Here is a 21,532-nt window from a genome sequence, read left to right as displayed (position 1 = left end):
GGTGGGGTCGGCCGACCTGATATCTTCGCGACAGAGTGCTAACCTTGCACTCCGTGGTTTTAATTCCAACAGCCAACACGATTCCGGGCACCCGCTCACGCCGGGGCGCGGATTTTCCATGAGCCCGCATCCCAAATCTGGGGTTCCAACACCGCGTCGCAAGCGCCCGGCCCTGGGCGACTACACGACGGCGAACTGGCGGCTGGTGGTGCTGTCGCTCATGGCGGTGCCGATCGGCGGGGCCGGCGCGGGTATCGCCTGGATACTCGTGCGGCTGATCGGCTTCATTACCAACATTTCCTTTTATCACACGGTTTCCTTTGCCTTCAATTTCCCATCGCATGAGACGGTCGGCTGGATGGCGTTCATTCCGCCCATCGTCGGTGGCTTGTTGATCGGGCTGATGGCGCGTTACGGCTCGGAGAAAATCCGCGGCCACGGCATCCCCGAGGCTATCGAGGCGATTCTCCTGAACCGTAGTGTCATCGAGCCGAAGGTGGCGGTAATCAAACCTGTTGCTTCTGCGATCGCGATCGGTACCGGCGGACCGTTCGGTGCGGAGGGCCCGATCATCATGACCGGCGGCGCGTTCGGCTCGCTGTTTGCGCAACTGTTCAAGCTCTCCGCCATGGAGCGCAAGACGCTGATGATCGCCGGCGCTTCGGCGGGCATGGCCGGGATTTTCGCGACGCCGGTGGCCGCGACGCTGATTGCCGTTGAACTGCTGTTGTTCGAATGGCGGCCGCGCAGTTTCATCCCGGTCGCGATAGCCGCCGCCGCCGCCACCATCGTGCGCGAGCCGCTGCTTGGAGCGGGCCCGCTGTTCGCCTATCACTCGGCGCTCATGCCGCTCGCGGGATTGTTCATCTGCATCCCGGTCGGAATTACCGCCGGACTGCTGTCCGGCTTGCTCACCTGGCTCACTTACCGCTTCGAGGATGGCTTCGGAAAACTGCCGGTGCACTGGATGTGGTGGCCGGCGATTGGCGGCGTGCTCATCGGCATCGCCGCGATGATCGAACCGCGGGCGTTGGGCGTCGGCTACGATGTGATCCGCGATCTGCTCGCGGGCAATCTGGTGTTTTCCGTGGTGCTGGCGCTGTTGATCGTGAAATCGCTGCTCTGGGCTTCGACGCTCGGCTCCGGCACTTCGGGCGGCGTGCTCGCGCCGCTGCTCATCATGGGCGGCGCCATGGGCGCGCTCGAGGCGCGCATCATTCCGGTCGGTGAACCGACACTGTGGGCGCTGGTGGGCATGACCGCGGTGCTCGGCGGCACCATGCGCTCGCCGTTCACCTGCATCGTGTTTGCGCTCGAGTTGACGCACGACATGAACGCGGTACTGCCACTGACCATCGCCACCTTCGTGGCAGCGGGTTGCACGGTGCTGATGCTCAAGCGTTCGGTGCTCACCGAAAAGATTTCCCGGCGTGGGCATCACGTGACCCGCGAGTATTCAACCGATCCGTTCGAGACCATGTTCGTCGAGGACCACATGACGCGCGACGTGCGCACGCTCGCCGGCAACATGACGGTGGGCGATGCCGTGAAATTCTTCGACGAGCACATGCAGTTGCCGCCGCACGCGGATGAACGCGATCCGGAGAGCTACAAGCACGGCTTGCCGGTCGTGGATGACCGGCTCAAGCTGCTGGGCATGCTGTTGCGCACGGACGTCGGCAAGCTGCGCAGCGGCAACTATCTGCCCACGGTTCGCATTGCCGATGTGACCCCCAAGGCGCGTGCCACTGGTTATCCGGACGAGCCGCTCAGCCGGGTGGCAGACCGCATGGCCGAATCCGACATGGATTGCGTGCCGATCGTTGATCCGCAGTCCGGCACTCTGATTAGCCTGGTGACGCGCCATGACGTGCTGCGCGCGCGCGCCATGGCCTTGGGTGAAGAGCACATACGTGAGCGCATCATTGATCTGCACGTGCATCTGCCACATTGGCTGCGCAACCTCGCACCGGCACACGCCGACGCGGGGAAGGCGCTCCACTCCGACGTCAGGACCGTGGGACAAAAGCCGGACGCCGGCACCAAGCGCGACGCCTCCAAACGCGATTGACTCTGCGTTACTTAGAGCACCTAACAATATGAGCACCCGTGACAAATCTCCCTGCGCGCCAAGCGCGCTCCCCCCTTTGCAAAGGGGGGCGAGGGGGGGATTTCAGTTGTGCGGAGCGGTTCCTCTCGCCAATTTTGTTAGACGATCTCAGCGGGGCGTGCCGGGTAATTGCTGATCACCCTGTGCCTTGAGCTTTTCCTTGAGCAGTTGCAGGGCGGCATCCAGCACCGGATCGTCGCCACGCCCGAAATCGGCTTGCGTGGCGGACACAGGCACTTCCGGCTGGATGCCGTTCCATTCGATAACCTTGTGATCCGCGGTCATGTCGTAGCAGACCGGCACGCTGTAGATCCAGCCGTCTCCGAGTGCGAAGGTTTCCGGACAGCCGGAGGCGCCGCCCGTCGTTGCACCGAGGGTGGTGACGTTGGGCAGAGTCTGCATGGCTGCGATGAAATTCTCGGTGCTGCTGAAGCTGTCGGGTCCGATCAGCAGCATCAACAAGCCGGGGTAGTGCACGCCGATTGCCGGGTACAGGTACCGTGGTCGGGGTTTACCCAGATCGCCCGGACGCGGCCCGTTGCGGTAACGGTAATACTCACTGAGGTGCGGTTTGGCGGCGAAATATTCGGCGATCTTGTAGGCCAACTGGTCATTGCCGCCGCTGTTCATGCGCACGTCCAGGATCAGGCCAGGACTCGACTGGAATTGCTCCAAAGCGGTCGCGAAATCGTCCAGCGACAGCGCGTGCTTTTTCCAGTCGGCAATGAAGATATAGGGAAAGCCCTGCACGTGGCCGTAGCCCCAGTCCGCGCCGCCGTAGTAGGCCAGATCGGGAACATAGACGCTGAGCGGTCCCGGGCTCCAGTTGGGATCATCGGCGCGCTTGGAATCGTAAGTGTTGAGGTATTCACCCTCGGGCGACTTGAACCACACGTGAACGTCCTTGAGCTTTGTGGTCATGCGCATCAGCAGATGCACGAGTTCCGATTCGTTGTGCACCTGGTCGGCGAGCGGCCGGTATTGGTTGTACGCGGCCTGCCAGTCCACGTGCTTGTACTCGAAATACGGATACAGGTGGTCGAACTTGTACCAGTATTCCTCGAACTGGTAGGCGTACGGGTTCCTGGGGATCGGATGGCCCGGCGCGATGTTCGGTGTGCAACCGGCGAGTGCCAGCGCCGCGAACAATGCCGCAATTGCTATTACCTTGGCCGCGCTCATCGTGTGCCTAGCATAAGGTTTCTGATAAGGCCGTACAAAATGCAGCAAGTTCCGTCGCAGTCGAACGGGACGAAAATAAGCGCAGCTGCTACCGCGCCGAGGAAGCTCTGAATGTTTCGCTTTCAGTCATTCCGGTGAAGCTTGCCCCCGCGAAGGTGTAGAGCCGGAATCCAGCCTCTTCAAGAACCCGGACACCTCCCGGCGAGAGCCGGGACCACGCCGGTGTGACGAATGTGGCGAGTAAATCAGATGATATGGACGCCCCCGCTCAATACGGCATCGTAATGTGCCAGAGCGGAAAGTCGTTTGGTTCCACATCACATGAGAGAGGGCGCCCACATGAAGATTAGCACTATCGGATTAGATTCCTAAGGGCATCCAACAAATTGAACATTTTGACAAATCCCCCCGCGCGAAACGCGCCCCCTTTGTCAAAGGGGGCAAGGAGCATAGCTCCGAGCGGGCAGCCACTGATGGCTGCCCTGGACTTTCGGGCGAAGCAGGATTGCGAAGCCCGAAAGAGGGGGGATTTTAGGCGTGCCCGGCGGTCAAGCGAGTGCAAGCTATCTCAAAATTCCGTTCGCCCTGAGCGTAGCGTCGAAGACGCGAAGTCGAAGGGTACCAAATTCCGGACTCGTCAGTGTTTCGACTCCGCGGAGCCAGGGCCCGCTACGCTCAACACGAACGGTTCGAAACTTAGGCATAGGATTTAATCAATTGCCTTGGTCTATTCTTTCAAGCGCCGGTATTTGATGCGATGCGGCTAGACTGAATTGACGCCGGAGCGGGCATCCTGCCCGCCCGGCGCACGCGCATCCCGGCGCATGTCCGGGATGCGCTTCACGCTGCGCGCGACCGTACATCCCTGTACGGGCCGATCAACCGCGCCGCAAAGGACGGTATTTGATGCGATGCGGTTGATCCGCATCGGCACCGAGGCGGCGCTTGCGGTCAGTCTCGTAGTCGGCGTAATTGCCCTCGAACCACATCACCTTGGAATCGCCTTCGAACGCCAGCATGTGCGTGGCGATGCGATCCAGGAACCAGCGGTCGTGCGAGATCACCACCGCGCAGCCGGGGAAGGCGAGCAGCGCTTCTTCCAGTGCGCGCAGGGTTTCCACATCGAGATCGTTGGTCGGTTCGTCGAGCAGCAGCAGGTTGCCGCCGTCGCGCAGCACCTTGGCGAGATGCACGCGGTTGCGTTCGCCGCCCGCCAACTGGCCGACGAGTTTCTGCTGATCCGGGCCCTTGAAGTTGAAGCGCCCGACGTAGGCGCGTGAGGGCGTCTCGTAGCTGCCGATGGTGAGCACGTCCTGGCCGTTGGAGATTTCCTCCCACACGGATTTCTTGTCGTTGAGCGCATCACGCGACTGATCCACGTACGCGAGCTTGACGCTCGGCCCGATGCGCAATTCGCCGGCATCGGGTTTCTCCCGGCCCACGATCATGCGGAACAGCGTGGTCTTGCCCGCGCCGTTTGCGCCGATGACGCCCACGATGCCGCCCGGCGGCAGCTTGAAGGACAGCCCCTCGAACAGCAGGTTGTCGCCGAAGCTCTTGCGCAAGTCCTTGGCTTCGACCACGAGATCGCCCAAGCGCGGGCCGGGTGGAATATAAAGTTCCTGGGTTTCATTGCGCTTCTGGAATTCTACCGAGGAGAGTTCCTCGAACTTCTGCAGGCGCGCCTTGCTCTTGGCATGCCGGCCCTTGGGATTGGTGCGCACCCACTCGAGTTCCTGCTTCATGGCCTTGATGTGCGCGGTTTCTTGTTTCTCCTCCATTTCCAGGCGCTTTTCCTTCTGCTCCAGCCACGAGGAGTAATTGCCCTGCCAGGGAATGCCGTGGCCGCGATCCAGTTCCAGAATCCAGCCGGCCACGTTGTCGAGGAAGTAACGGTCGTGCGTCACGGCCACCACAGTGCCGGAATATTCCTGAAGGTAACGTTCCAGCCACGCGACCGATTCCGCGTCCAGATGGTTGGTGGGCTCGTCGAGCAGCAACATGTCGGGCTTCGAGAGCAACAGGCGGCACAGAGCTACGCGCCGGCGCTCGCCACCGGAGAGCTTGACGACATCCGTGTCCCAGGGTGGCAGACGTAGCGCTTCGGCAGCCACTTCCAGCACGTGATCCAGGTTGGTCGCGCCCGCGGCCTGCAGGATGTTTTCCAGCCGCGCCTGCTCGGCCGCGAGCTTGTCGAAATCGGCGTCCGGTTCGCCGTACGCCGCATACACCGCGTCGAGTTTGGCCTTGGCCTCCATGACTTCGCCCATGCCGGCTTCCACGTTCGCGCGGACGTTTATTTTGGGATCGAGCTGCGGCTCCTGCGGCAGGAACCCGACCTTGATACCCGGCTGCGGGCGCGCTTCACCGTGGATGTCCGTGTCCACGCCCGCCATGATGCGCAGCAGCGAAGATTTGCCGGCGCCGTTCAGCCCGAGCACGCCGATTTTGGCGCCGGGAAAGAAGGACAGGGAAATGTCGCGCAGGATCTCGCGCTTGGGCGGCACGACCTTGCCCACCCGGTTCATGGTGTAGATATATTGCGCCATGGAGTTAATCGTTCGGAGATTGGGAAAGGATGCGGATTATAAGCTAGCCGCGATGAATTTCTTGCCGCATGAGCTCATTTAGGGGTGCTTCGCATAAATGGCCCTCCGTTAATCCCGCAACAGCGGCAGTGGAAAAAAGTTAAACATCTGGGTCACCGCTCGCAGGTTCATCGAGGACAGGCCTCGTAATGGTGACAGGTAATTTGAAGCTTCCCACATATGGTTCCCGGCATTCTCAGGAATGGCGCGAGCCGGATCAGGCGTGGCGGGTAGTGGTGCTGGCTCCATTATCCAAGGGGGCGCACTGTCAGCTCTCTTTCGACTCTCCGCGTAGCTGTTTGCGTTGAATCCACTTGCAACCGTTCTGTTGAAGAACCAAAACATCAATTGGACCGCCAACAGTTTTTGCTCTCGGTTGGAAACGGATTGCGTCAATGGTCGATCGTGTCGCAAAGATTGCAAAATCTATTGCGTCCTGCAGAGTGAAGAAGCCCCACGGAATTGGATAATCGGGTAAATTCATTAGTATTTTGCCACTAGCGTCCACTCTAGCGACAGGATTAACGAGCCGTGAAAGGATATCTATTTCACCACCCCAAGTGGCTCCTTGCTCTTCTGGTGGATTCTTCCGCTCACAGCAATTCGTGCGTATATCCACTAGCCAGACCTCTTGTTGCGCTATGGCGCCAGAAGATGTGTATCCGGCGACATGAAAGGTTGTGCTTGGCATCGGATCGTTGCTCCGAAAGAAGGCCAGGAGTGCTTTAGCGGTCTCTTCTACTTGGCCGTTATCCGGTAGTTTGGTGGCCAAGAAAGAGTCAACGAACCCTGCAATTGGTACGCCCTTGATGTCGGCATCCCCGAAAGTTGATATTCCAACGCGGTTTGGCGAAAGAAATAGTTTCTGAACGTTATCGCTTTGACCTACGGCTAAATGGACGACCTGGGCATCCACCTGTGAAACCGTTTGATTCAGGGTCAAGCGGCTATCCGCCGCCATTACTATTCCCTCACGTACATACACGGTGATTGCGAGGCTCATGGTTTCCTAATCTCTCTTTCCGTGGCTCACTAAATGAAAAATGGGGTCAGAGCGAATACCGGCATCAGCTAAAGTCTATCACTCAAAATTCATAGCCGGTTTTCTTTGTTTTGCCGGTCGTCCTCGACGACCAGTATTAATCCGACGCGCAAGCTCATTTTGGGTGTATTCCCTGAAATGGTCATTACCCAGCACAACCTCCTAATTCAGACACTCGCGGATGGTCTGTAAGGTTGCCTATCGGGTTGCGTTCCTCAAGCGTCGCCAGGTAAGTGTGCGGACCACGGGCGTTCCATCCGCCGCCGTGGTCTCGAGATTGATCAGCAGCGTATCGCCACGAACCTCCATCGCCCGGGACAGCACCATGCCCACGTTCCCCGGCGATAGGGAGCCCATGAGCTGCTGCGTAACCACGCCGGTAGCGTCGTCAATGCTGTAGGTTCCAAAGTACGCGTCGTAGCCGCCTTGTGCCTGCGTGTTGTTCCTGGCATTGCTTGGGCCCGATGGCGCGAGGTTGGAGCGATCCGTTTTCATGAACTGGGCGGAGAAATGCCCCGTGCGGTCGTAGATCAGAAGTGCCACGGGGTCCTCTCCGAGCAGCGAATCGGGATGGCGTTCCCCGGTTGGCGTAACGTCAATGCGCGACTGAAGCAACCAGGTTCCCGGGAGATCGTTGGAGAGACTCATGTGATTCGGCCTGACACCTGAACTACGCCGCGCCGCGAAATGCTTTCGGCTTGAATGAACAGGCACGTGCCACGCAAGGACGCCGGATCATCGCTTTTCCTCCATCAAGCCCACCAGGTTGCCGTCTGGATCTTTCAGGAAGCCGGTCCAGAGTTCATAGTCCGGCAACCTGGCGGTAAGTTCGGGCGCACGTTCGCTTGTGGCGCCACGCGTAACCAGGACGGCGTGCGCAGCGACTATGTCCGAAACCGTGAAATAAAGAATGGAATTGTGACCGACGGAACCCGCACCCTGCGGCGTGCTGAGCATCAGGCGAGTACCACCCGCATCCAGGAATGCCAGATTGGGGCCGGCGATGAAAAGAAAGGGGATGCCGAGAACGTCACGATAGAACTTCAAGGCGGCATCCACGCTGCTGACGGTGACGGCAATCTGGCGGATCGAGGAGAGCTTGGTGTCCTTGCTCACAGTCAGCCTCCGAGCCTGTTGTGGCGCTTAACACAGCGCGTCTAAGCTACCGTTTGTGGACGTCGCAGGCAAGCCAAGGAACATTCGACCAATTCCGTTCGTACTGAGCCTGTCGAAGTACATCCTGAGCCCGACGAAGGGTGCATACCGAATTGATGCTTGCAATTCAAAGTTTTTGCACCTGCCCTTCGACTGCGCTTCGCTATGCTCAGGGCGAATGAGTAGCAGCTTAGAGCTCTTCAAAACGCTTTGCATTGCCTGTCTCGAGGTGGGCATCAGCGTGCCTACCTGATCTGCACGGTTGCCGTGATGGTGTCGCCCGCACGGATGTGTTCCTTCTTCCGCACCTCTGCCTTGATCGCGAAGAGATAGCTCGAAGATTTGCTGTCGGGAAAGATGGAAGTCTTCCATGCCGTGTCCCCGATGCGCACGGTGACCGGCAAAGAGCCCCAAGCTGCGGCCTCGGTGCCGAACAGTTTCCGGATGTGGCTCGATTGCTTCGACGACAGGTTTGCAAAGTGCCAGGCGGCCTTTCCAGGGTAGAGCCACACCTTGGCGCGCACTTTGTATTCGGCTCTGGCCATGATGTTCCGTGCCTGCCTCCTGCGCTCAACTGTCAGTACGTGGACTCGTCGAGAGCGCATTGACTCGCCAGCTGTATTCAATTTTCCGCCTCCATGCGTTTGAGCTTAGTGGCGCCGAACTGGACGGCGGTAGAGCCCCAGCCGCAATGGGTAGTTACAGTGCTCGCCAAACTTCGACCACTCCGTAAGCCCACGACATTAAGATCGTCACACGCGCCAAGCCGCCCCAAACCTGATTGTTGGCGTTGGGCGCACAACGCCAAATGCTAACGCTGGCATAAACAACATAGATGAGCACGAGGACTAAATTGATAAGTATGAGCATTAAATTGACGATGTCCGTCCACAAGTTTTCCTGAAAACCCGATCGGAATGGATAGGTGATTGCAAAGGTAACAAAGAGAACAACAATTTGGCCCAGTACGCCGACGAGCCAGTACGCTTGCCACAGGCGTGCAGTGCCGGACCAACACCGCCGAAAAAAGTTTTGCCTTTTGACCCCAACGACGGAGTGCATAGAGTGTTCCAACTAGAATAAGACGAACGAAGGTCTATATTGTAGTGCTGTCGAATTTAATTCGTGGCTTGCCAGTGCAGGTACGGTTGTCAGGCCATCTTGCATCGCATATTCAATGCGATGGCGACGTCACGATCGTCGAGGATCGCGGTCACGCACTCTTTTGCACTTTAAGCCGAACGACTGGCCGTGCAGGTTTGCGGCGTGCTACTTCCTTGAAGCCAGCGCGGTCGTACATGGATCTGGCGCCGAACCACATAGCATCGTCCCTGGATCGTCCTGCCTTGTCCACGGGATAGGCCTCGATCAGCGTGGCGCCGTGCTTTCGAGCGTAATCGATTGCGCCTTGCAGCAGGGCGTGGCCTACACCCTGGCCCCGATACGCCAACGGCACGACGAAGCAGATGATGGACCAGACGGGTTTGTCATCCACGGGCTTCATCACCGGCGAGCGCTGCAACCGGGCGAACTCCTCGCGCGGTGCGAGCGAAATCCAGCCGACCGGAACCTTGCCTTGATACGCGATGAGGCCGGGTGTCTTGCCTTTGTTCACCAGGGCCTTGAGGTCGGCGCGGTTGGCTTTGGCACAACTCCGATCCGGCCAGGAAGGATATTGGGATCCGCTGCGGCGATACGCCATGCACCAGCAGCTACGGGCTACCGAGCAGCCTCTGGCGTTGAAGACCGCTTCGAGATCCGGCCAGCGAGCCGGCGTGACAGGGAACACATTTATCTTCATGGGATGTGGTTTTGGTCCTTAAAACCCGAATTTAACGTCGGCAATCCGTGTAGCGGTTGAGAGTGTGCTGAAATGAATTGTCAGGCAGCTCCGGCATCAGAGGCCAAGCAAGAAGACTGGAGCCAGCGCCGCAAAGAGCACTGCGGTTTGGAGCGCCAATACCCCGATTGCCTGCTTCGGCACCCGTGGCAACCATTTGATGGCAAAAAACGCAATGACCGGAAGCTGAGCGACCATGAGTATTTGCCACAGGTGCGCGGCTGTTCCCTCGTCAGCTTCGCGAGCTGTGCCGAACATGACAATGTGGACAAGCACGACGGCCAGAGCTGCAAGAGACATTGCGAGCGGTATCAGTGCACTGGGCTTCGCAAAAATGGATTTGTTCATAGGTTGCGGTTCAGATACCTGAATTCCGGGATTCCGATTTTACGGCAAGAATCAGCCGTGCGGTGGCGCCAAGATGTTGGAGTTGCGGCAGCGCCGTTCGATGCACGCGATGAGCTTGCCGGGCTTGTCTGTTCTGGTGGTGGTCTCTACGCTCTCAACGGTTAAGGGCACCGCCCCTCTTTATATCGGTGATCTATTCGCAAAGGTGCAGTGGCGGTCGGCTCGATTGGTTATGCAGTGACGCAGACAGCAAGCAATACCGCTGCAGGTCAGCGCTGGCAAACACCGGACCGGAGAAATATTTCGCCACGCCTGCCACATAGGCTGCTGGATCAGCCGGGTCCCAGTGGTACAACACGACGGATTTCACGTGTGCCCGTGCCGCTATCTGTCCCACGTCCTTGATGTCGAGGTGTTCTTTCGTCATATGTGCGTAGAACCGACTCCGGCGTTCGGTTGACCAGTGATTCTGCTGCGCCATGCGGTCAGCGAATGTCCTGATCGCCGCGAAGTCCTCTACCTCCGAGATGAGCACGTCGGCGCCCTCGGCAAGCCGGAGGACGGCATCGTTCGGTCCTGTGTCGCCGGTGAATACAATCGTTCCGTGCGGTGTCTCAAACCGCAGACTATACGACTTCATGGTCGCGCGGAATTTTTGCGGCATCAGGGCGTAGTGCGAGTTCTCCACCGCAATGACGCGAATTTTGTCGTCTTGGTACACGACGCCCGCGCGGAACTCATGAACCGAAAATGGCGGTGCCGGGGGCACGCCGCCCCTCGGTCCACCGCCTTCGGCCGCAAACACCGCGTACGGAATGCTGATGAAACGGTAGGCTGCGTCAACGAGTTCTTTCGTCTGCAGTGGTCCGTAGATGCTAATTGTGTGTTGTGGGCCGGCCAGATCCCGATTCTGGAAATCGTTTGCCAGCACACCGACAAGCCCCAGATCGTGGTCGGGGTGCAGATGAGTGAGAAAGATGGTGCCGATCGTTTCTGAGCGGATGCCGGCCTCAACGAGTCGTCGCGCGGTACCGATGCCGCAATCAATCAGGTAGCGCCGGCCGTCAACGATGAGCAGCGTCGCCGGCTCGGAGCGAGCGGCACGCAAGGGCGGCCCGCCGGCGGTGCCGAGGAAGAGGATTTGTATTCCAGGTGGCGACTGGCCGGGCGCGGAATGTGGTGCGGCCAGCGCACCCGGACCAATAACGAGCGAGAGTGCGACGATTGCGCTGGCGAATAGGCTGGACGTGGTCATGGGTACCTCCGCGAACTCCTGATGCTACTTTGTCAAAGCCACTCGCGGTCCAAGGGTCAGAATTGATCCACGTGTATAGAAGGATCAGCCGTGCGGCGGCGGCAAGTCGTTGGATTTTCGGCAGCGTTGTTCGATGAAGCGCACGATTTCGCCGGCAATGTCGGTCTTGGTGGCCGCTTCGATGCCTTCGAGGCCCGGTGTGGAGTTCACTTCCAGCACCAGCGGCCCGTTGCTGGAGCGGATGATGTCCACGCCTGCGACGTTCAGGCCGATGATCTTGGTGGCCTTGAGCGCAATCTGGCGTTCGCGCGGTGTCATGCGTACCGCCTCGGCACTGCCACCCTGGTGCAGGTTGGCGCGGAACTCACCCTTGCGCGCCTGCCGCTTCATGGCGGCGACCACTTTGCCGCCGATCACGAAACAGCGGATGTCGGTGCCGCGGGATTCGCGGATGAATTGCTGCACGAGGAAATGCGCATCCAGGCCGCGGAACGCGTCAATCACGCTCTCGGCGGCTTGGCGGGTTTCGGTAAGCACCACGCCCTTGCCCTGTGTGCCTTCTACCAATTTGATGATGACCGGTGCTTCGCCCACCAGCGCCATCAGGTCTTCGGTGTCGTCGGGCGAATGCGCAAACCCGGTGAGCGGCATGCCGATACCCTTGCGCGCCAGAAGTTGCAGCGAACGCAGCTTGTCGCGCGCCCGGCCGATGGCCAGCGACTCGTTGAGCGGGAACACCCCGAGCATTTCGAACTGGCGCAGCACCGCCGTGGCGTAAAAGGTCACGGACTTGCCGATGCGCGGGATGATGGCGTCGAAGTCCTCGAGCTTGCGCCCCTTGTAATGGATTTCCGGCCGGTGCGCCGCGATGTTCATGTAACAGCGCAGCGGGTCAATCACGTACACGTCGTGGCCGCGCTTCAGCCCGGCTTCCACCAGACGTTTGGTGGAATACAGGCGCGTGTTGCGCGACAGCACGGCGATCTTGAGACGTTTCTTTTTCGTGGTCTTCATGCTGGATCTCTCAAGCTGGGGAACGCACGCGCCGCTTTCCGGTCAGATAGGAAGCGGTTGGGTCCACGGTGAGCCGCGCGCGCATCGCGCTGCGGCCGATGAGCAGGCGAAAGCGCAGGCTGTCGCGGCGCGTGAGCGTCAGTTCCACCGGCCAGGTGTACGATCCGACGCATATCGGCGTCACGATCACCGGTCGGCGTTCGCGATGCCCGCCGGAGTCCGTGACCCAGCGTTCGTCGGCAACCGGCGCTTCGCAGTAAATCTCGGGCTTGGTGCGGCGCTGCAGCGGGTGCACGCCGAAGCGTGCCCAAGTCTGACCGTCGTGCTGCAGCAGTTCCAACGCGAAGGTGTGCAGCGCCGAGGTGCGCGCGCCAGTGTCAATCTTGGCCTTGATGCGCGCAATGCCGAGTTCCGGCAATGCCGCCCATTCGCGCCAGCCGACCGGAAGTAATTGCGATTCTGTCCGTGCTTGCATGCGATACATGGGTCGCGGCGCGGGCTGCCATAATATCATCGTCTATCGCCGGTCCGCCGGGAGTCTTGCATGTCCGCAAAATCCGTCCAGCCTGTCGGGGTGTGCAGCGATCCGGCACAGGCACGCTATGGCTTCGGCGACGGCCATCCGTTCGGTGCAGACCGTTTTGCGGCTTTCTGGGATGAAATGCGGGCGCGTGAGCTGGACACGCGTGTACAGCCAATCGCGGCGCGCGCCGCGAGCCACGCGGAACTCGAAGCCTTTCACGATGCACGCTATCTCGATTACGTGCGTGAAAAATGTGCGATGGGTGAGGGTTTTCTGGATGACGGCGACACGCCCGCGGCTCCGCATATTCTGGAAGCGGCCGAATGGGTGGTGGGCGCCACGCTCAACGCGGTGGATGGCGTGATGCGCGGCACCTGGCGGCACGCGTTCGTGCCGATTGCGGGACTGCATCACGCCGGTCGCAAGCATGCCGCGGGTTTCTGCGTGCTCAACGACATCGGCGCCGCCGTTGAACATCTGCGGCGCGCGCATGGCCTGAAACGCATTGCTTACGTGGACATTGACGCGCATCACGGCGACGGCGTGTTCTACGCTTTCGAAGACGATGCGGATCTTCTGTTTGCCGATCTGCACGAGGACGGCCGGTTTCTGTATCCCGGCACCGGGGGCAGCGAGGAAACCGGCAAGGGTGCGGCGCGCGGCACCAAGCTCAATATACCCATGCCGCCCGGCGCGGACGACGCTGCATTCCGTGCCGCCTGGGAAAAGGTAGAAGCATATGTGCGTCGGGGTCGGCCCGAGTTCATCCTGTTCCAGTGCGGTGCGGACAGCATCCGGGGAGATCCCATCACGCATCTGCGTTATACAGTGGCCGCGCACGCACACGCGGCGGCGCGTTTGTGCATGCTGGCGGAAGAAACATGTGACGGCCGCATCGTCGGATTGGGTGGCGGCGGATACAACCGGCGCAATCTGGCACAGGCCTGGAGCGGTGTGGTCGAAGCCTTTCTCCGCGCCTGAGTGCTGTGGTGCCTAAGGTACAATGAGCGGCGGAAAATAACGCCCGCCGGAGCATTCCATGTTCAGCCAGTCCATGACCATTCAGGGGTTCGACAATGAACTCTACGACGCCTTGTGCGCGGAGCGCCGCCGCCAGGAAGAAAACGTCGAACTCATCGCTTCCGAAAATTACGTGAGCCCGCGAGTGCTGGCGGCGCAGGGTTCGGTGCTCACCAATAAATATGCCGAGGGTTATCCGGGAAAACGCTACTATGGCGGCTGCGAGTACGTGGACGTGGCGGAACGGCTCGCCATCGAGCGCGCCAAGAAGCTCTTCAACGCGGCCTACGCCAACGTGCAGCCGCATTCCGGTTCGCAGGCCAACGCCGCGGTGTATTACGCGCTCATGCAGCCGGGCGACAGCATGCTCGGCATGGCGCTGGCTCATGGCGGGCACCTCACGCACGGCGCCAAGGTGAATTTCTCCGGCAAGCATTTCAACGTGCACCAGTACGGCGTGGACACGGCCACCGGTTTGCTCGACTACGCGCAGGTACGCACGCTTGCCGAGGAACACCGACCCAAGGTGATCGTGGCGGGATTCTCGGCGTATTCGCGCCGCATTGACTGGCAGAAATTCCGCGAGATTGCCGACAGCGTGGGTGCCTTTCTGGTGGTGGACATGGCGCACGTGGCGGGGCTGGTGGCCGCCGGCCTGTATCCCGATCCGGTCAACGTCGCGGACGTGACCACCACCACGACGCACAAGACTTTGCGCGGCCCGCGCGGCGGGCTGATTCTGGCGAAAGCCAATCCGGAAATCGAAAAGAAACTCAATTCGCTGGTGTTTCCCGGCACCCAGGGCGGACCGCTGATGCACGTGATCGCCGCCAAGGCGGTGGCGCTGCTTGAAGCGTTGCAGCCGGAGTTCAAGGGCTACCAGCAGCAGATCCTGAACAACGCGCGCGCCATGGCCGAGGCTTTCATCCAACGCGGCTACAACATCGTGTCCGGCGGTACCGACGATCACCTGTTCCTCATGGACCTGATTTCCCGCAATATCACCGGCAAGGATGCGGACGCGGCGCTGCACCAGGCCAATATCACCGTCAACAAAAATGCGGTGCCCAACGACCCGCGTCCGCCCATGGTGACCTCCGGCCTGCGCATCGGCACGCCCGCGGCCACCACCCGCGGCCTGAAAGAAGGCGAGATCCGTGAACTTGCGGGCTGGATGGCGGACATCCTTGACGATCTCGGAAATCAGCAGACCATCGCCCGCGTCAAGGATCAAGTACTGGCGTTGTGCAGGAAGTTCCCGGTGTATCCGCCTGATTTGAAATTTTGAACTACCGGCCCCGGTATGTATTGCCCATTTTGCAATCACCAAGACACGAAGGTCATTGACTCGCGTCTGGCGAGCGAGGGCACGCAGGTGCGCCGCCGGCGCGAATGCGAGAAGTGCGGTGAGCGTTTCACCACCTTCGAGAGCGCCGAACTCGTCATGCCGCGCATCGTGAAGAATGACGGTATCCGTGAACCCTTCGATGAGAAGAAACTGCGCGCCGGCATGCTGCGCGCGCTGGAAAAGCGCCCGGTCAGCACCGAGGCCATGGAGGAGGCGCTGGCGCGCATCGAACACAAGCTACAGGTCACGGGTGAGCGCGAAGTCAAGTCACGGCAACTGGGCGAGTGGGTGATGGAAGAGCTCAAGGCGCTGGATGAAGTCGCCTATGTACGCTTCGCTTCGGTGTATCGCCGCTTTCAGGACGTGAATGCCTTCCGTGATGAAATTCAGCGCCTGCAGGACGAAGTGGCGCGCGATGCGCTCAAGCGCGAACAGATGCCGTTATTGCCGGATGAAGACAAGCAATGAGGAGTGCTGCGTACTGCGTGCGGAGTGCTGCGTTCGGAATCAGCATGCGCGCGGACATGCACGCAGCACATAGCACTCAGCACGATCTTCTACGGCCCTGAATGTTCACCGCTGCCGATCATGAATTCATGGCCGAAGCCCTGCGTCTTGCCGAGCAGGGGCTGTACACCACCGACCCCAATCCACGCGTGGGTTGCGCGATAGTGAAGGACGGCAGGGTCATCAGCCGCGGTTTTCATCACCGGGCCGGCGAGTTGCACGCCGAGGCGCTGGCATTGCAAGCGGCAGGTGCGCAGGCACGCGACGCGACGGTGTACGTCACGCTCGAGCCGTGCGTACACTTCGGGCGCACGCCACCCTGTGCTGACGCACTCATCGAAGCCGGTGTGGCGCGCGTCATCGCCGCCATGCAGGACCCCAATCCGCTGGTGGCCGGCAAGGGGTTTGCGAAGTTGCAGTTCGCAGGCATCGAAATCACGGGCGGTCTGCTGGAGGAGCAGGCGCGGGCGCTCAACCCCGGTTTCATCAGCCGCATGACGCGCGGCCGGCCGTGGGTGCGGAGCAAACTTGCCGTGAGCCTCGACGGACGCACGGCGCTGGGTAATGGGGAAAGCAAATGGATCAGCGGCGAAGCCGCGCGTGCGGATGCGCAGCACTGGCGGGCACGCAGTTCCGCGATTCTCACCGGCAGCGGCACGGTGCTGGCGGACGACCCCGCACTCACGGTGCGCCTGCCAGGCGAGTGGCGGCAGCCGCGGCGCATTGTCGTGGACAGCGCTTTGCGCGTGTTACCTGCCGCCAAGGTGTTGAAACCGCCGGGTGAAACCCATATTGCCACGCTCGTGTCCGGGGGTGCGCAGCATGCGGCGCTTGCGGCTGCCGGCGTCCAACTCATGACTCTGCCGGCGAACGGCGGGCACGTGGATCTCGGAGTGCTCATGCAACGGCTGGCACAGATGGAATGCAACGAAGTGCTGGTAGAGGCGGGCGTCAAACTGAACGGCGCGCTGCTCGCGGCTGGATTATTGGATGAACTCATTATCTATATGGCGCCCTGCCTGCTGGGTGATTCCGCGCGCGGCATGTTCAGCCTGCCGGCCTTGAAGAGCATGCAGGAGCGCATTGAATTGGGGATTACGGATGTGCGCATGCTGGGCGATGATTTGCGCCTGATCGCGGTGCCGGCAGAGGGTAAAGATCATCGCGGCTGAAGCCGCTCCTACAAAACAGGAATGGATGGATGTTCACCGGAATTGTGCAGGCTGTCGGAAAAATCAAATCGCTCGAAAAGCGCGGCGGCGACGTGCGTGTTGAAATTGATGCAGCCGGATTGCGGCCGGATGGATTTCAGGTGGGCGACAGCATCGCCGTAAACGGTTGCTGCCTCACCGTGATCGAAAAGCATGCGCAGGGCTTTGCCGCGGATGCTTCGCGCGAGACTCTGGCGCTGACCACCTTGGGCGCTCTCGCCGCGGGTGCTCCGGTGAATCTGGAAATAGCGCTGACGCTTGGCACACCGCTCGGGGGCCACCTGGTCCTGGGGCATGTGGACGGAGTGGGCACCGTGACCGGCCGCCGCGAGGATGCACGCTCGGTGCGCTTTGAAATCGAGGCGCCGACGGAACTCAGCTGCTATATCGCGCGCAAAGGATCGGTGTGTGTGGACGGCGTGAGTCTCACGGTGAACCAGGTTAACGCCGACCGGTTCGACGTGAACATCATCCCGTACACCCTGGAGCACACCGTTCTCAAGCACTGGCGGGAGGGCGCGCGCGTGAACCTGGAAGTGGACCTGCTGGCGCGCTATCTTGAGCGCCTGACGCAAGCGGATACCCAGCCATGAACAGTACAGTCACGCGACTTTCCCAGGCGGGTCTCGATTCCATCGAGACCATCCTCGACGATCTGCGTGCCGGCCGCATGGTGGTGATGATGGACGACGCCGATCGTGAAAACGAGGGCGATCTCATCATGGCGGCCGAGAAAGTACGTCCCGAGGACGTGAACTTCATGGCGCGCTATGGCCGTGGCCTGATTTGTCTGACTCTCACACGCGAGCGTTGCGCACAATTGCGCCTGCCGCTGATGGTCAACGATACCGATCACAAGCGCACCACCAACTTCACGGTTTCGATCGAGGCGGCCGAGGGTGTGACCACCGGCATTTCCGCTTACGACCGTGCACATACGATCCGCACCGGCGTCAAACCGGACGCCAGACCGGAAAACCTGAAACAGCCCGGCCACATTTTTCCGCTCATGGCGCAACCGGGCGGCGTGCTGACTCGCGCCGGCCATACCGAGGCGGGCTGCGATCTCATGCGGCTCGCCGGGCTGGAGCCGGCGGCAGCCATCGTGGAGATCCTGAATGAAGACGGCAGCATGGCGCGCCGCCCGGATCTGGAGAAGTTCGCGCGCCTGCACCAGCTGCGCATCGGTACCATCGCCGACCTCATCCGTTATCGGCTCGCCAAGGAAAAAACCGTGGAGCGCATCGCCGAGCGCAGCGTGCCCACGGAGTTCGGCGAGTTCCGGTTGCTGGCGTACGAAGATCGCATCAATCACACCGTGCATCTGGCACTGCTGCGCGGCGAGGTGCAGCCGGACAACGCGACGCTGGTACGCGTGCACTTGCAGAACACGCTGTCGGACGTGGTGGGCGTGCACTGGGAGGAACTCGGCTGGCCGCTGCGTCATGCCATGAGCCGCATCGCCCGGGAGGGCGGCGTGCTGGTCATCCTGCGTCAGACGGAAGATCCGGCACTGCTGGTGGAGCGTCTGCGCGGCCATGCCACCAGCGCGGTGGAAGAAGCTGCACCAACCGCGAGTGTATTGCGCACCTATGGCATCGGCGCGCAGATTCTGCTGGACCTCGGCGTCAAGCGCATGCGGGTACTGAGCCAGCCGAAGAAAATGCACGGCCTGTCGGGTTTCGGCCTGGAAGTCGTGGAGTACGTGAACTGCGACTGAGGTCCTGGCCGGCGGCGTACTGGGCTATAGGGAAGTAGCGCATAATTCTGCGGCGGAGGGTCGCATGACCGACGCTGAGAATACTTCGCAGGGTTTTTTCGCCCGCCTTAAACAGCACCACATCTACCGCGTAGTGGTGGTGTATGCGGTGGTCAGCTGGGTGCTGCTGCAACTCGGCAACAGCCTATTCCTGGATTTCGGGCTGCCGCGCGACGACGTGCGCTATCTGATCTTGGTGCTGCTGCTTCTGTTTCCTGTGGTGCTGGTGCTTACCTGGATGCTCATCAAGCCGAAGGACCCGGCCAAATACACCCGCTGGCAGAAGCTGCACTGGAAACTCGGCTCCGTGCTGGCCATGGTGGTGCTGATCCTGGTGGTCATCTCCGGCGCCTTCATGTGGCGGGCGGCTGAACGTCATGCGCAACGTATGGCGGCAGAGCAGGCCGTGGCCAAAAATACGGTCAATCCCGCTGTATCCACCTTCAATCCACCCGCCGATACCATCGTGGTGCTGCCATTCGCCAACCTCGGTGGCGATCCCAAGCAGCAATACTTCAGCGACGGCATCACCAAAGAGTTGACCAACGCGCTCGGCGAGAATACCGCGCTGCGCGTAATCGCCTGGAATACTGCAGCCCACTTTCGCGGCAGCACGCAAACGCCCGCCGAAATTGGCAAGGCGCTGAACGTCGCGCACATTCTCGACGGCAGCATCCAGCGCGAAGGCAACGAGGTGCGGGTGTCGGCGGAACTGGTCAGCACCGTGACCGGCTATCAACTGTGGTCGGCACACTACGACGATACGCTCAAAAACATTTTCGCGGTGCAGGACCAGATTTCCGCGGCCATCGCCGGTGCGCTCCAAATCAAGTTTGCCGGCCTGCAGGCGGTGCCCACGCAGAACCCGCGGGCACACGAATTCTATCTCAGGGGTCTCGCGGCCATGAATCGTCACACGGCGGCGGATGTAAAGGCCGCTCAACAAGATTTTCAGCAGGCCTTGAAGCTCGATCCAAATTACGCCGACGCATGGGCCTGGCTCGCGCACAGCTACAATCTGTTGGCGGAACTTTCGACGCTCCCGCTCAAGGAAGCCGAGCGCAAAAGCCGAGCGGCAGCGGACAAGGCGTTGCTATTGGACCCGCACAACGTTAACGCACTGGTGGAGCTGGGCAATGCGGATTTGAACAACAACCGCATCGCCGAGGCCAAGGCAAAATATGAACAGGCACTTGCGCTGGATCCGAGCAATGCGCCTGCGCACGTGAATTACGGCAATGTGCTGCCGCTCAAGCCAGGGCTGGCCCAGTATCAGGAAGCTGCATTGCTCGATCCCGATAATGTGAATGCACAGAACAATCTTGCTGTGCAGTATCAGGACCTGGGCGACTGGCCGCAGATGGTGGCGGTTTCACAGACGGTGACCAAGCTCTCGCCACACGATATTGACGCTGCGTTTGGTCTGGCGTTCGCGTATGTCGAGATGCAGCGCGGTGCAGACGCGGTTAAAGCCTTTGACCTGGTGCAACCAAGCACGCAGCTCGACAAGCAGCTGGTGAATGCGGGCCGGCTGACCTATCAGGCGCTGCTCGAATCCGCCCTGCGTCCCAAGGCACTGGCTGCGCTGGTCCGCCTGCGCCGCGCCAATATCAGTCCCACCGCGCAAGCTGATCTGCTGCAGCTCTATCTCGCGCTGGGCGAGAAGCAGACCGCGATGCGCATGCTGCCTGGCTTTTGCACCGCCAGTCCGGTCGGCTGCAGCGACCTCGGCATCAATCCGACGTATGCCTTGCTCCACGGCGACCCACGCTTCGAGAAATTAGCCAAGCAATACACCAGCGTCACCATGCAGTAGGAGTGGCCGTCCCGCCCGCGATAAGACCGGAATCGCGGCGGGTATCCCCGCTCCCACCCACAATATCGCCACTCTCACGGCCACAATGTAGCCAGCCGCACGCCCGCACTCGGTTAGAATACGCGCAGCTTTTCCGGGTTCTTTATCATGTCCGGTCCTTCCAAAACTCCGCAAGATGAACGCAGTATTGCGGGTCTGCGCTTCGCGATCATCGCTGCGCACTTTAACGCGCACGTAGTGGATCGTCTGCTGGATGGCGCACTGCGCACGCTGGCCGGGGAAGGTGTGCGTGCCGAGACTGTGGATGTGATTCGCGTACCGGGAGCATTCGAGATTCCAATGGCGGTGAAGCGCGTGGCGGCCGGTCGCGGCTACGATGCGGTGATTGCGCTCGCTGCGGTGATTCGCGGTGAGACCCCGCATTTCGATTACGTGGCCAGTGAATGTGCGCGCGGTGTCATGCAGGCCATGTTGGATACGGGTGTGCCAGTCGGCTTTGGCGTGCTTACCTGCGACAACCTGGAGCAGGCGCAGGCGCGCGCGGGCGGTGCGGCCGGCAACAAGGGTGCGGACGCTGCACGCGCGGCCATGGAAATGGCCGGCCTGCTGCAGCGCCTGGCGGATTGACATGGACCTGTTTCGAAATTCTCTAACCGTTCGTGTTGAGCGTAGCAGAGCGAAGCTCCGCGAAGTCGAAACACGAAAAATCTGTGGTTTGGAACCCTTCGACTACGCGCTTGCAGCGCTACGCTCAGGGCGAACGATATTTTGAGATAGCTTATGGCGAAAGCTCAAACACGGAGTTCGCGCCACG

20 protein-coding genes are annotated in these 21,532 nt (G+C 60.7%); 9 read left to right on the top strand and 11 right to left on the bottom strand.

Annotated features, from left to right (window positions below; genetic code table 11):
- The first annotated feature begins 118 nt into the window (after nucleotides 1-118).
- Nucleotides 119-2,071, top strand: a complete 1,953-nt coding sequence (locus VJR90_00645) for a chloride channel protein (GenBank protein HKV95983.1) — start codon at nucleotides 119-121, stop codon at nucleotides 2,069-2,071.
- Between the two features lie 147 nt (nucleotides 2,072-2,218).
- On the opposite strand, the gene VJR90_00640 is transcribed toward VJR90_00645, so the two are convergent.
- From VJR90_00640 to VJR90_00590, 11 genes are all read right to left on the bottom strand, one after another.
- Nucleotides 2,219-3,292: a S41 family peptidase gene (locus tag VJR90_00640; GenBank protein HKV95982.1), complete on the bottom strand. Its 1,074-nt coding sequence runs from the start codon at nucleotides 3,290-3,292 to the stop codon at nucleotides 2,219-2,221.
- An 878-nt stretch (nucleotides 3,293-4,170) separates the two neighbouring features.
- Nucleotides 4,171-5,841 carry an energy-dependent translational throttle protein EttA gene (gene ettA / locus VJR90_00635; protein ID HKV95981.1) on the bottom strand — a complete coding sequence of 557 codons (1,671 nt, stop codon included), beginning with the start codon at nucleotides 5,839-5,841 and terminating at the stop codon, nucleotides 4,171-4,173.
- Between the two features lie 307 nt (nucleotides 5,842-6,148).
- Nucleotides 6,149-6,883, bottom strand: a complete 735-nt coding sequence (locus VJR90_00630) for a hypothetical protein (GenBank protein HKV95980.1) — start codon at nucleotides 6,881-6,883, stop codon at nucleotides 6,149-6,151.
- 237 nt (nucleotides 6,884-7,120) lie between these two features.
- Nucleotides 7,121-7,570: a lipocalin-like domain-containing protein gene (locus VJR90_00625; GenBank protein HKV95979.1), complete on the bottom strand. Its 450-nt coding sequence runs from the start codon at nucleotides 7,568-7,570 to the stop codon at nucleotides 7,121-7,123.
- Between the two features lie 87 nt (nucleotides 7,571-7,657).
- Nucleotides 7,658-8,038 carry a VOC family protein gene (locus VJR90_00620; protein HKV95978.1) on the bottom strand — a complete coding sequence of 127 codons (381 nt, stop codon included), beginning with the start codon at nucleotides 8,036-8,038 and terminating at the stop codon, nucleotides 7,658-7,660.
- A 284-nt stretch (nucleotides 8,039-8,322) separates the two neighbouring features.
- On the bottom strand, nucleotides 8,323-8,622 hold the full coding sequence (locus VJR90_00615; GenBank protein ID HKV95977.1) for a DUF1905 domain-containing protein: 300 nt from the start codon (nucleotides 8,620-8,622) through the stop codon (nucleotides 8,323-8,325).
- 668 nt (nucleotides 8,623-9,290) lie between these two features.
- Complete coding sequence (locus VJR90_00610) at nucleotides 9,291-9,779, bottom strand: GNAT family N-acetyltransferase (GenBank protein ID HKV95976.1); 489 nt, start codon at nucleotides 9,777-9,779, stop codon at nucleotides 9,291-9,293.
- A gap of 195 nt (nucleotides 9,780-9,974) precedes the next feature.
- The gene (locus VJR90_00605) at nucleotides 9,975-10,265 is read right to left on the bottom strand and encodes a hypothetical protein (GenBank protein ID HKV95975.1); all 291 of its coding nucleotides are present in this window, start codon (nucleotides 10,263-10,265) and stop codon (nucleotides 9,975-9,977) included.
- 193 nt (nucleotides 10,266-10,458) lie between these two features.
- The gene (locus VJR90_00600; protein HKV95974.1) at nucleotides 10,459-11,520 is read right to left on the bottom strand and encodes an MBL fold metallo-hydrolase; all 1,062 of its coding nucleotides are present in this window, start codon (nucleotides 11,518-11,520) and stop codon (nucleotides 10,459-10,461) included.
- 84 nt (nucleotides 11,521-11,604) lie between these two features.
- Nucleotides 11,605-12,534 (bottom strand): 30S ribosomal protein S6--L-glutamate ligase, encoded by a 930-nt coding sequence (gene rimK / locus VJR90_00595; protein HKV95973.1) that lies wholly within the window; start codon nucleotides 12,532-12,534, stop codon nucleotides 11,605-11,607.
- 10 nt (nucleotides 12,535-12,544) lie between these two features.
- The gene (locus VJR90_00590) at nucleotides 12,545-13,009 is read right to left on the bottom strand and encodes a RimK/LysX family protein (protein ID HKV95972.1); all 465 of its coding nucleotides are present in this window, start codon (nucleotides 13,007-13,009) and stop codon (nucleotides 12,545-12,547) included.
- A 69-nt stretch (nucleotides 13,010-13,078) separates the two neighbouring features.
- Here VJR90_00590 and VJR90_00585 point away from each other — a divergent pair, with 69 nt between their 5' ends.
- The 8 genes from VJR90_00585 to ribH all read left to right on the top strand — a co-directional run bounded on the left by VJR90_00585 (nucleotide 13,079) and on the right by ribH (nucleotide 21,345).
- Nucleotides 13,079-14,038 (top strand): acetoin utilization protein AcuC, encoded by a 960-nt coding sequence (locus tag VJR90_00585; protein ID HKV95971.1) that lies wholly within the window; start codon nucleotides 13,079-13,081, stop codon nucleotides 14,036-14,038.
- A 58-nt stretch (nucleotides 14,039-14,096) separates the two neighbouring features.
- A complete protein-coding gene (glyA, locus tag VJR90_00580; protein HKV95970.1) occupies nucleotides 14,097-15,365 on the top strand; it encodes a serine hydroxymethyltransferase in 1,269 nt (422 codons plus the stop codon).
- A gap of 15 nt (nucleotides 15,366-15,380) precedes the next feature.
- Nucleotides 15,381-15,893 (top strand): transcriptional regulator NrdR, encoded by a 513-nt coding sequence (gene nrdR / locus VJR90_00575; protein ID HKV95969.1) that lies wholly within the window; start codon nucleotides 15,381-15,383, stop codon nucleotides 15,891-15,893.
- A 101-nt stretch (nucleotides 15,894-15,994) separates the two neighbouring features.
- Entirely contained in the window at nucleotides 15,995-17,104 is a 1,110-nt protein-coding gene (gene ribD / locus VJR90_00570; GenBank protein ID HKV95968.1) for a bifunctional diaminohydroxyphosphoribosylaminopyrimidine deaminase/5-amino-6-(5-phosphoribosylamino)uracil reductase RibD, read from the top strand.
- Between the two features lie 29 nt (nucleotides 17,105-17,133).
- A complete protein-coding gene (locus VJR90_00565; GenBank protein HKV95967.1) occupies nucleotides 17,134-17,736 on the top strand; it encodes a riboflavin synthase in 603 nt (200 codons plus the stop codon).
- Nucleotides 17,733-18,863: a bifunctional 3,4-dihydroxy-2-butanone-4-phosphate synthase/GTP cyclohydrolase II gene (gene ribBA, locus VJR90_00560; GenBank protein ID HKV95966.1), complete on the top strand. Its 1,131-nt coding sequence runs from the start codon at nucleotides 17,733-17,735 to the stop codon at nucleotides 18,861-18,863. The genes VJR90_00565 and ribBA overlap by 4 nt, the downstream gene beginning before the upstream one ends.
- Nucleotides 18,864-18,927: 64 nt before the next feature.
- A complete protein-coding gene (locus tag VJR90_00555; protein HKV95965.1) occupies nucleotides 18,928-20,718 on the top strand; it encodes a tetratricopeptide repeat protein in 1,791 nt (596 codons plus the stop codon).
- A 147-nt stretch (nucleotides 20,719-20,865) separates the two neighbouring features.
- Complete coding sequence (gene ribH / locus VJR90_00550; GenBank protein ID HKV95964.1) at nucleotides 20,866-21,345, top strand: 6,7-dimethyl-8-ribityllumazine synthase; 480 nt, start codon at nucleotides 20,866-20,868, stop codon at nucleotides 21,343-21,345.
- Nucleotides 21,346-21,532: the final 187 nt, after the last annotated feature.

Source organism: Gammaproteobacteria bacterium (assembly GCA_035279405.1).
Classification (GTDB): Bacteria; Pseudomonadota; Gammaproteobacteria; order Natronospirales; family REEB76; genus REEB76.
The sequence above is the reverse complement of the archived record's forward strand: the minus strand, read 5'-3'. Positions and strand labels throughout refer to the sequence as shown.

Coding starts and splice junctions, on each gene's coding strand:
- VJR90_00645 (HKV95983.1), top strand. CDS start 119: ATGAGCCCGCATCCCAAATCTGGGGTTCCAACACCGCGTCGCAAGCGC.
- VJR90_00640 (HKV95982.1), bottom strand. CDS start 3,292: ATGAGCGCGGCCAAGGTAATAGCAATTGCGGCATTGTTCGCGGCGCTG.
- ettA (HKV95981.1), bottom strand. CDS start 5,841: ATGGCGCAATATATCTACACCATGAACCGGGTGGGCAAGGTCGTGCCG.
- VJR90_00630 (HKV95980.1), bottom strand. CDS start 6,883: ATGAGCCTCGCAATCACCGTGTATGTACGTGAGGGAATAGTAATGGCG.
- VJR90_00625 (HKV95979.1), bottom strand. CDS start 7,570: ATGAGTCTCTCCAACGATCTCCCGGGAACCTGGTTGCTTCAGTCGCGC.
- VJR90_00615 (HKV95977.1), bottom strand. CDS start 8,622: ATGGCCAGAGCCGAATACAAAGTGCGCGCCAAGGTGTGGCTCTACCCT.
- VJR90_00610 (HKV95976.1), bottom strand. CDS start 9,779: ATGGCGTATCGCCGCAGCGGATCCCAATATCCTTCCTGGCCGGATCGG.
- VJR90_00605 (HKV95975.1), bottom strand. CDS start 10,265: ATGAACAAATCCATTTTTGCGAAGCCCAGTGCACTGATACCGCTCGCA.
- VJR90_00600 (HKV95974.1), bottom strand. CDS start 11,520: ATGACCACGTCCAGCCTATTCGCCAGCGCAATCGTCGCACTCTCGCTC.
- rimK (HKV95973.1), bottom strand. CDS start 12,534: ATGAAGACCACGAAAAAGAAACGTCTCAAGATCGCCGTGCTGTCGCGC.
- VJR90_00590 (HKV95972.1), bottom strand. CDS start 13,009: ATGCAAGCACGGACAGAATCGCAATTACTTCCGGTCGGCTGGCGCGAA.
- VJR90_00585 (HKV95971.1), top strand. CDS start 13,079: ATGTCCGCAAAATCCGTCCAGCCTGTCGGGGTGTGCAGCGATCCGGCA.
- glyA (HKV95970.1), top strand. CDS start 14,097: ATGTTCAGCCAGTCCATGACCATTCAGGGGTTCGACAATGAACTCTAC.
- nrdR (HKV95969.1), top strand. CDS start 15,381: ATGTATTGCCCATTTTGCAATCACCAAGACACGAAGGTCATTGACTCG.
- ribD (HKV95968.1), top strand. CDS start 15,995: ATGTTCACCGCTGCCGATCATGAATTCATGGCCGAAGCCCTGCGTCTT.
- VJR90_00565 (HKV95967.1), top strand. CDS start 17,134: ATGTTCACCGGAATTGTGCAGGCTGTCGGAAAAATCAAATCGCTCGAA.
- ribBA (HKV95966.1), top strand. CDS start 17,733: ATGAACAGTACAGTCACGCGACTTTCCCAGGCGGGTCTCGATTCCATC.
- VJR90_00555 (HKV95965.1), top strand. CDS start 18,928: ATGACCGACGCTGAGAATACTTCGCAGGGTTTTTTCGCCCGCCTTAAA.
- ribH (HKV95964.1), top strand. CDS start 20,866: ATGTCCGGTCCTTCCAAAACTCCGCAAGATGAACGCAGTATTGCGGGT.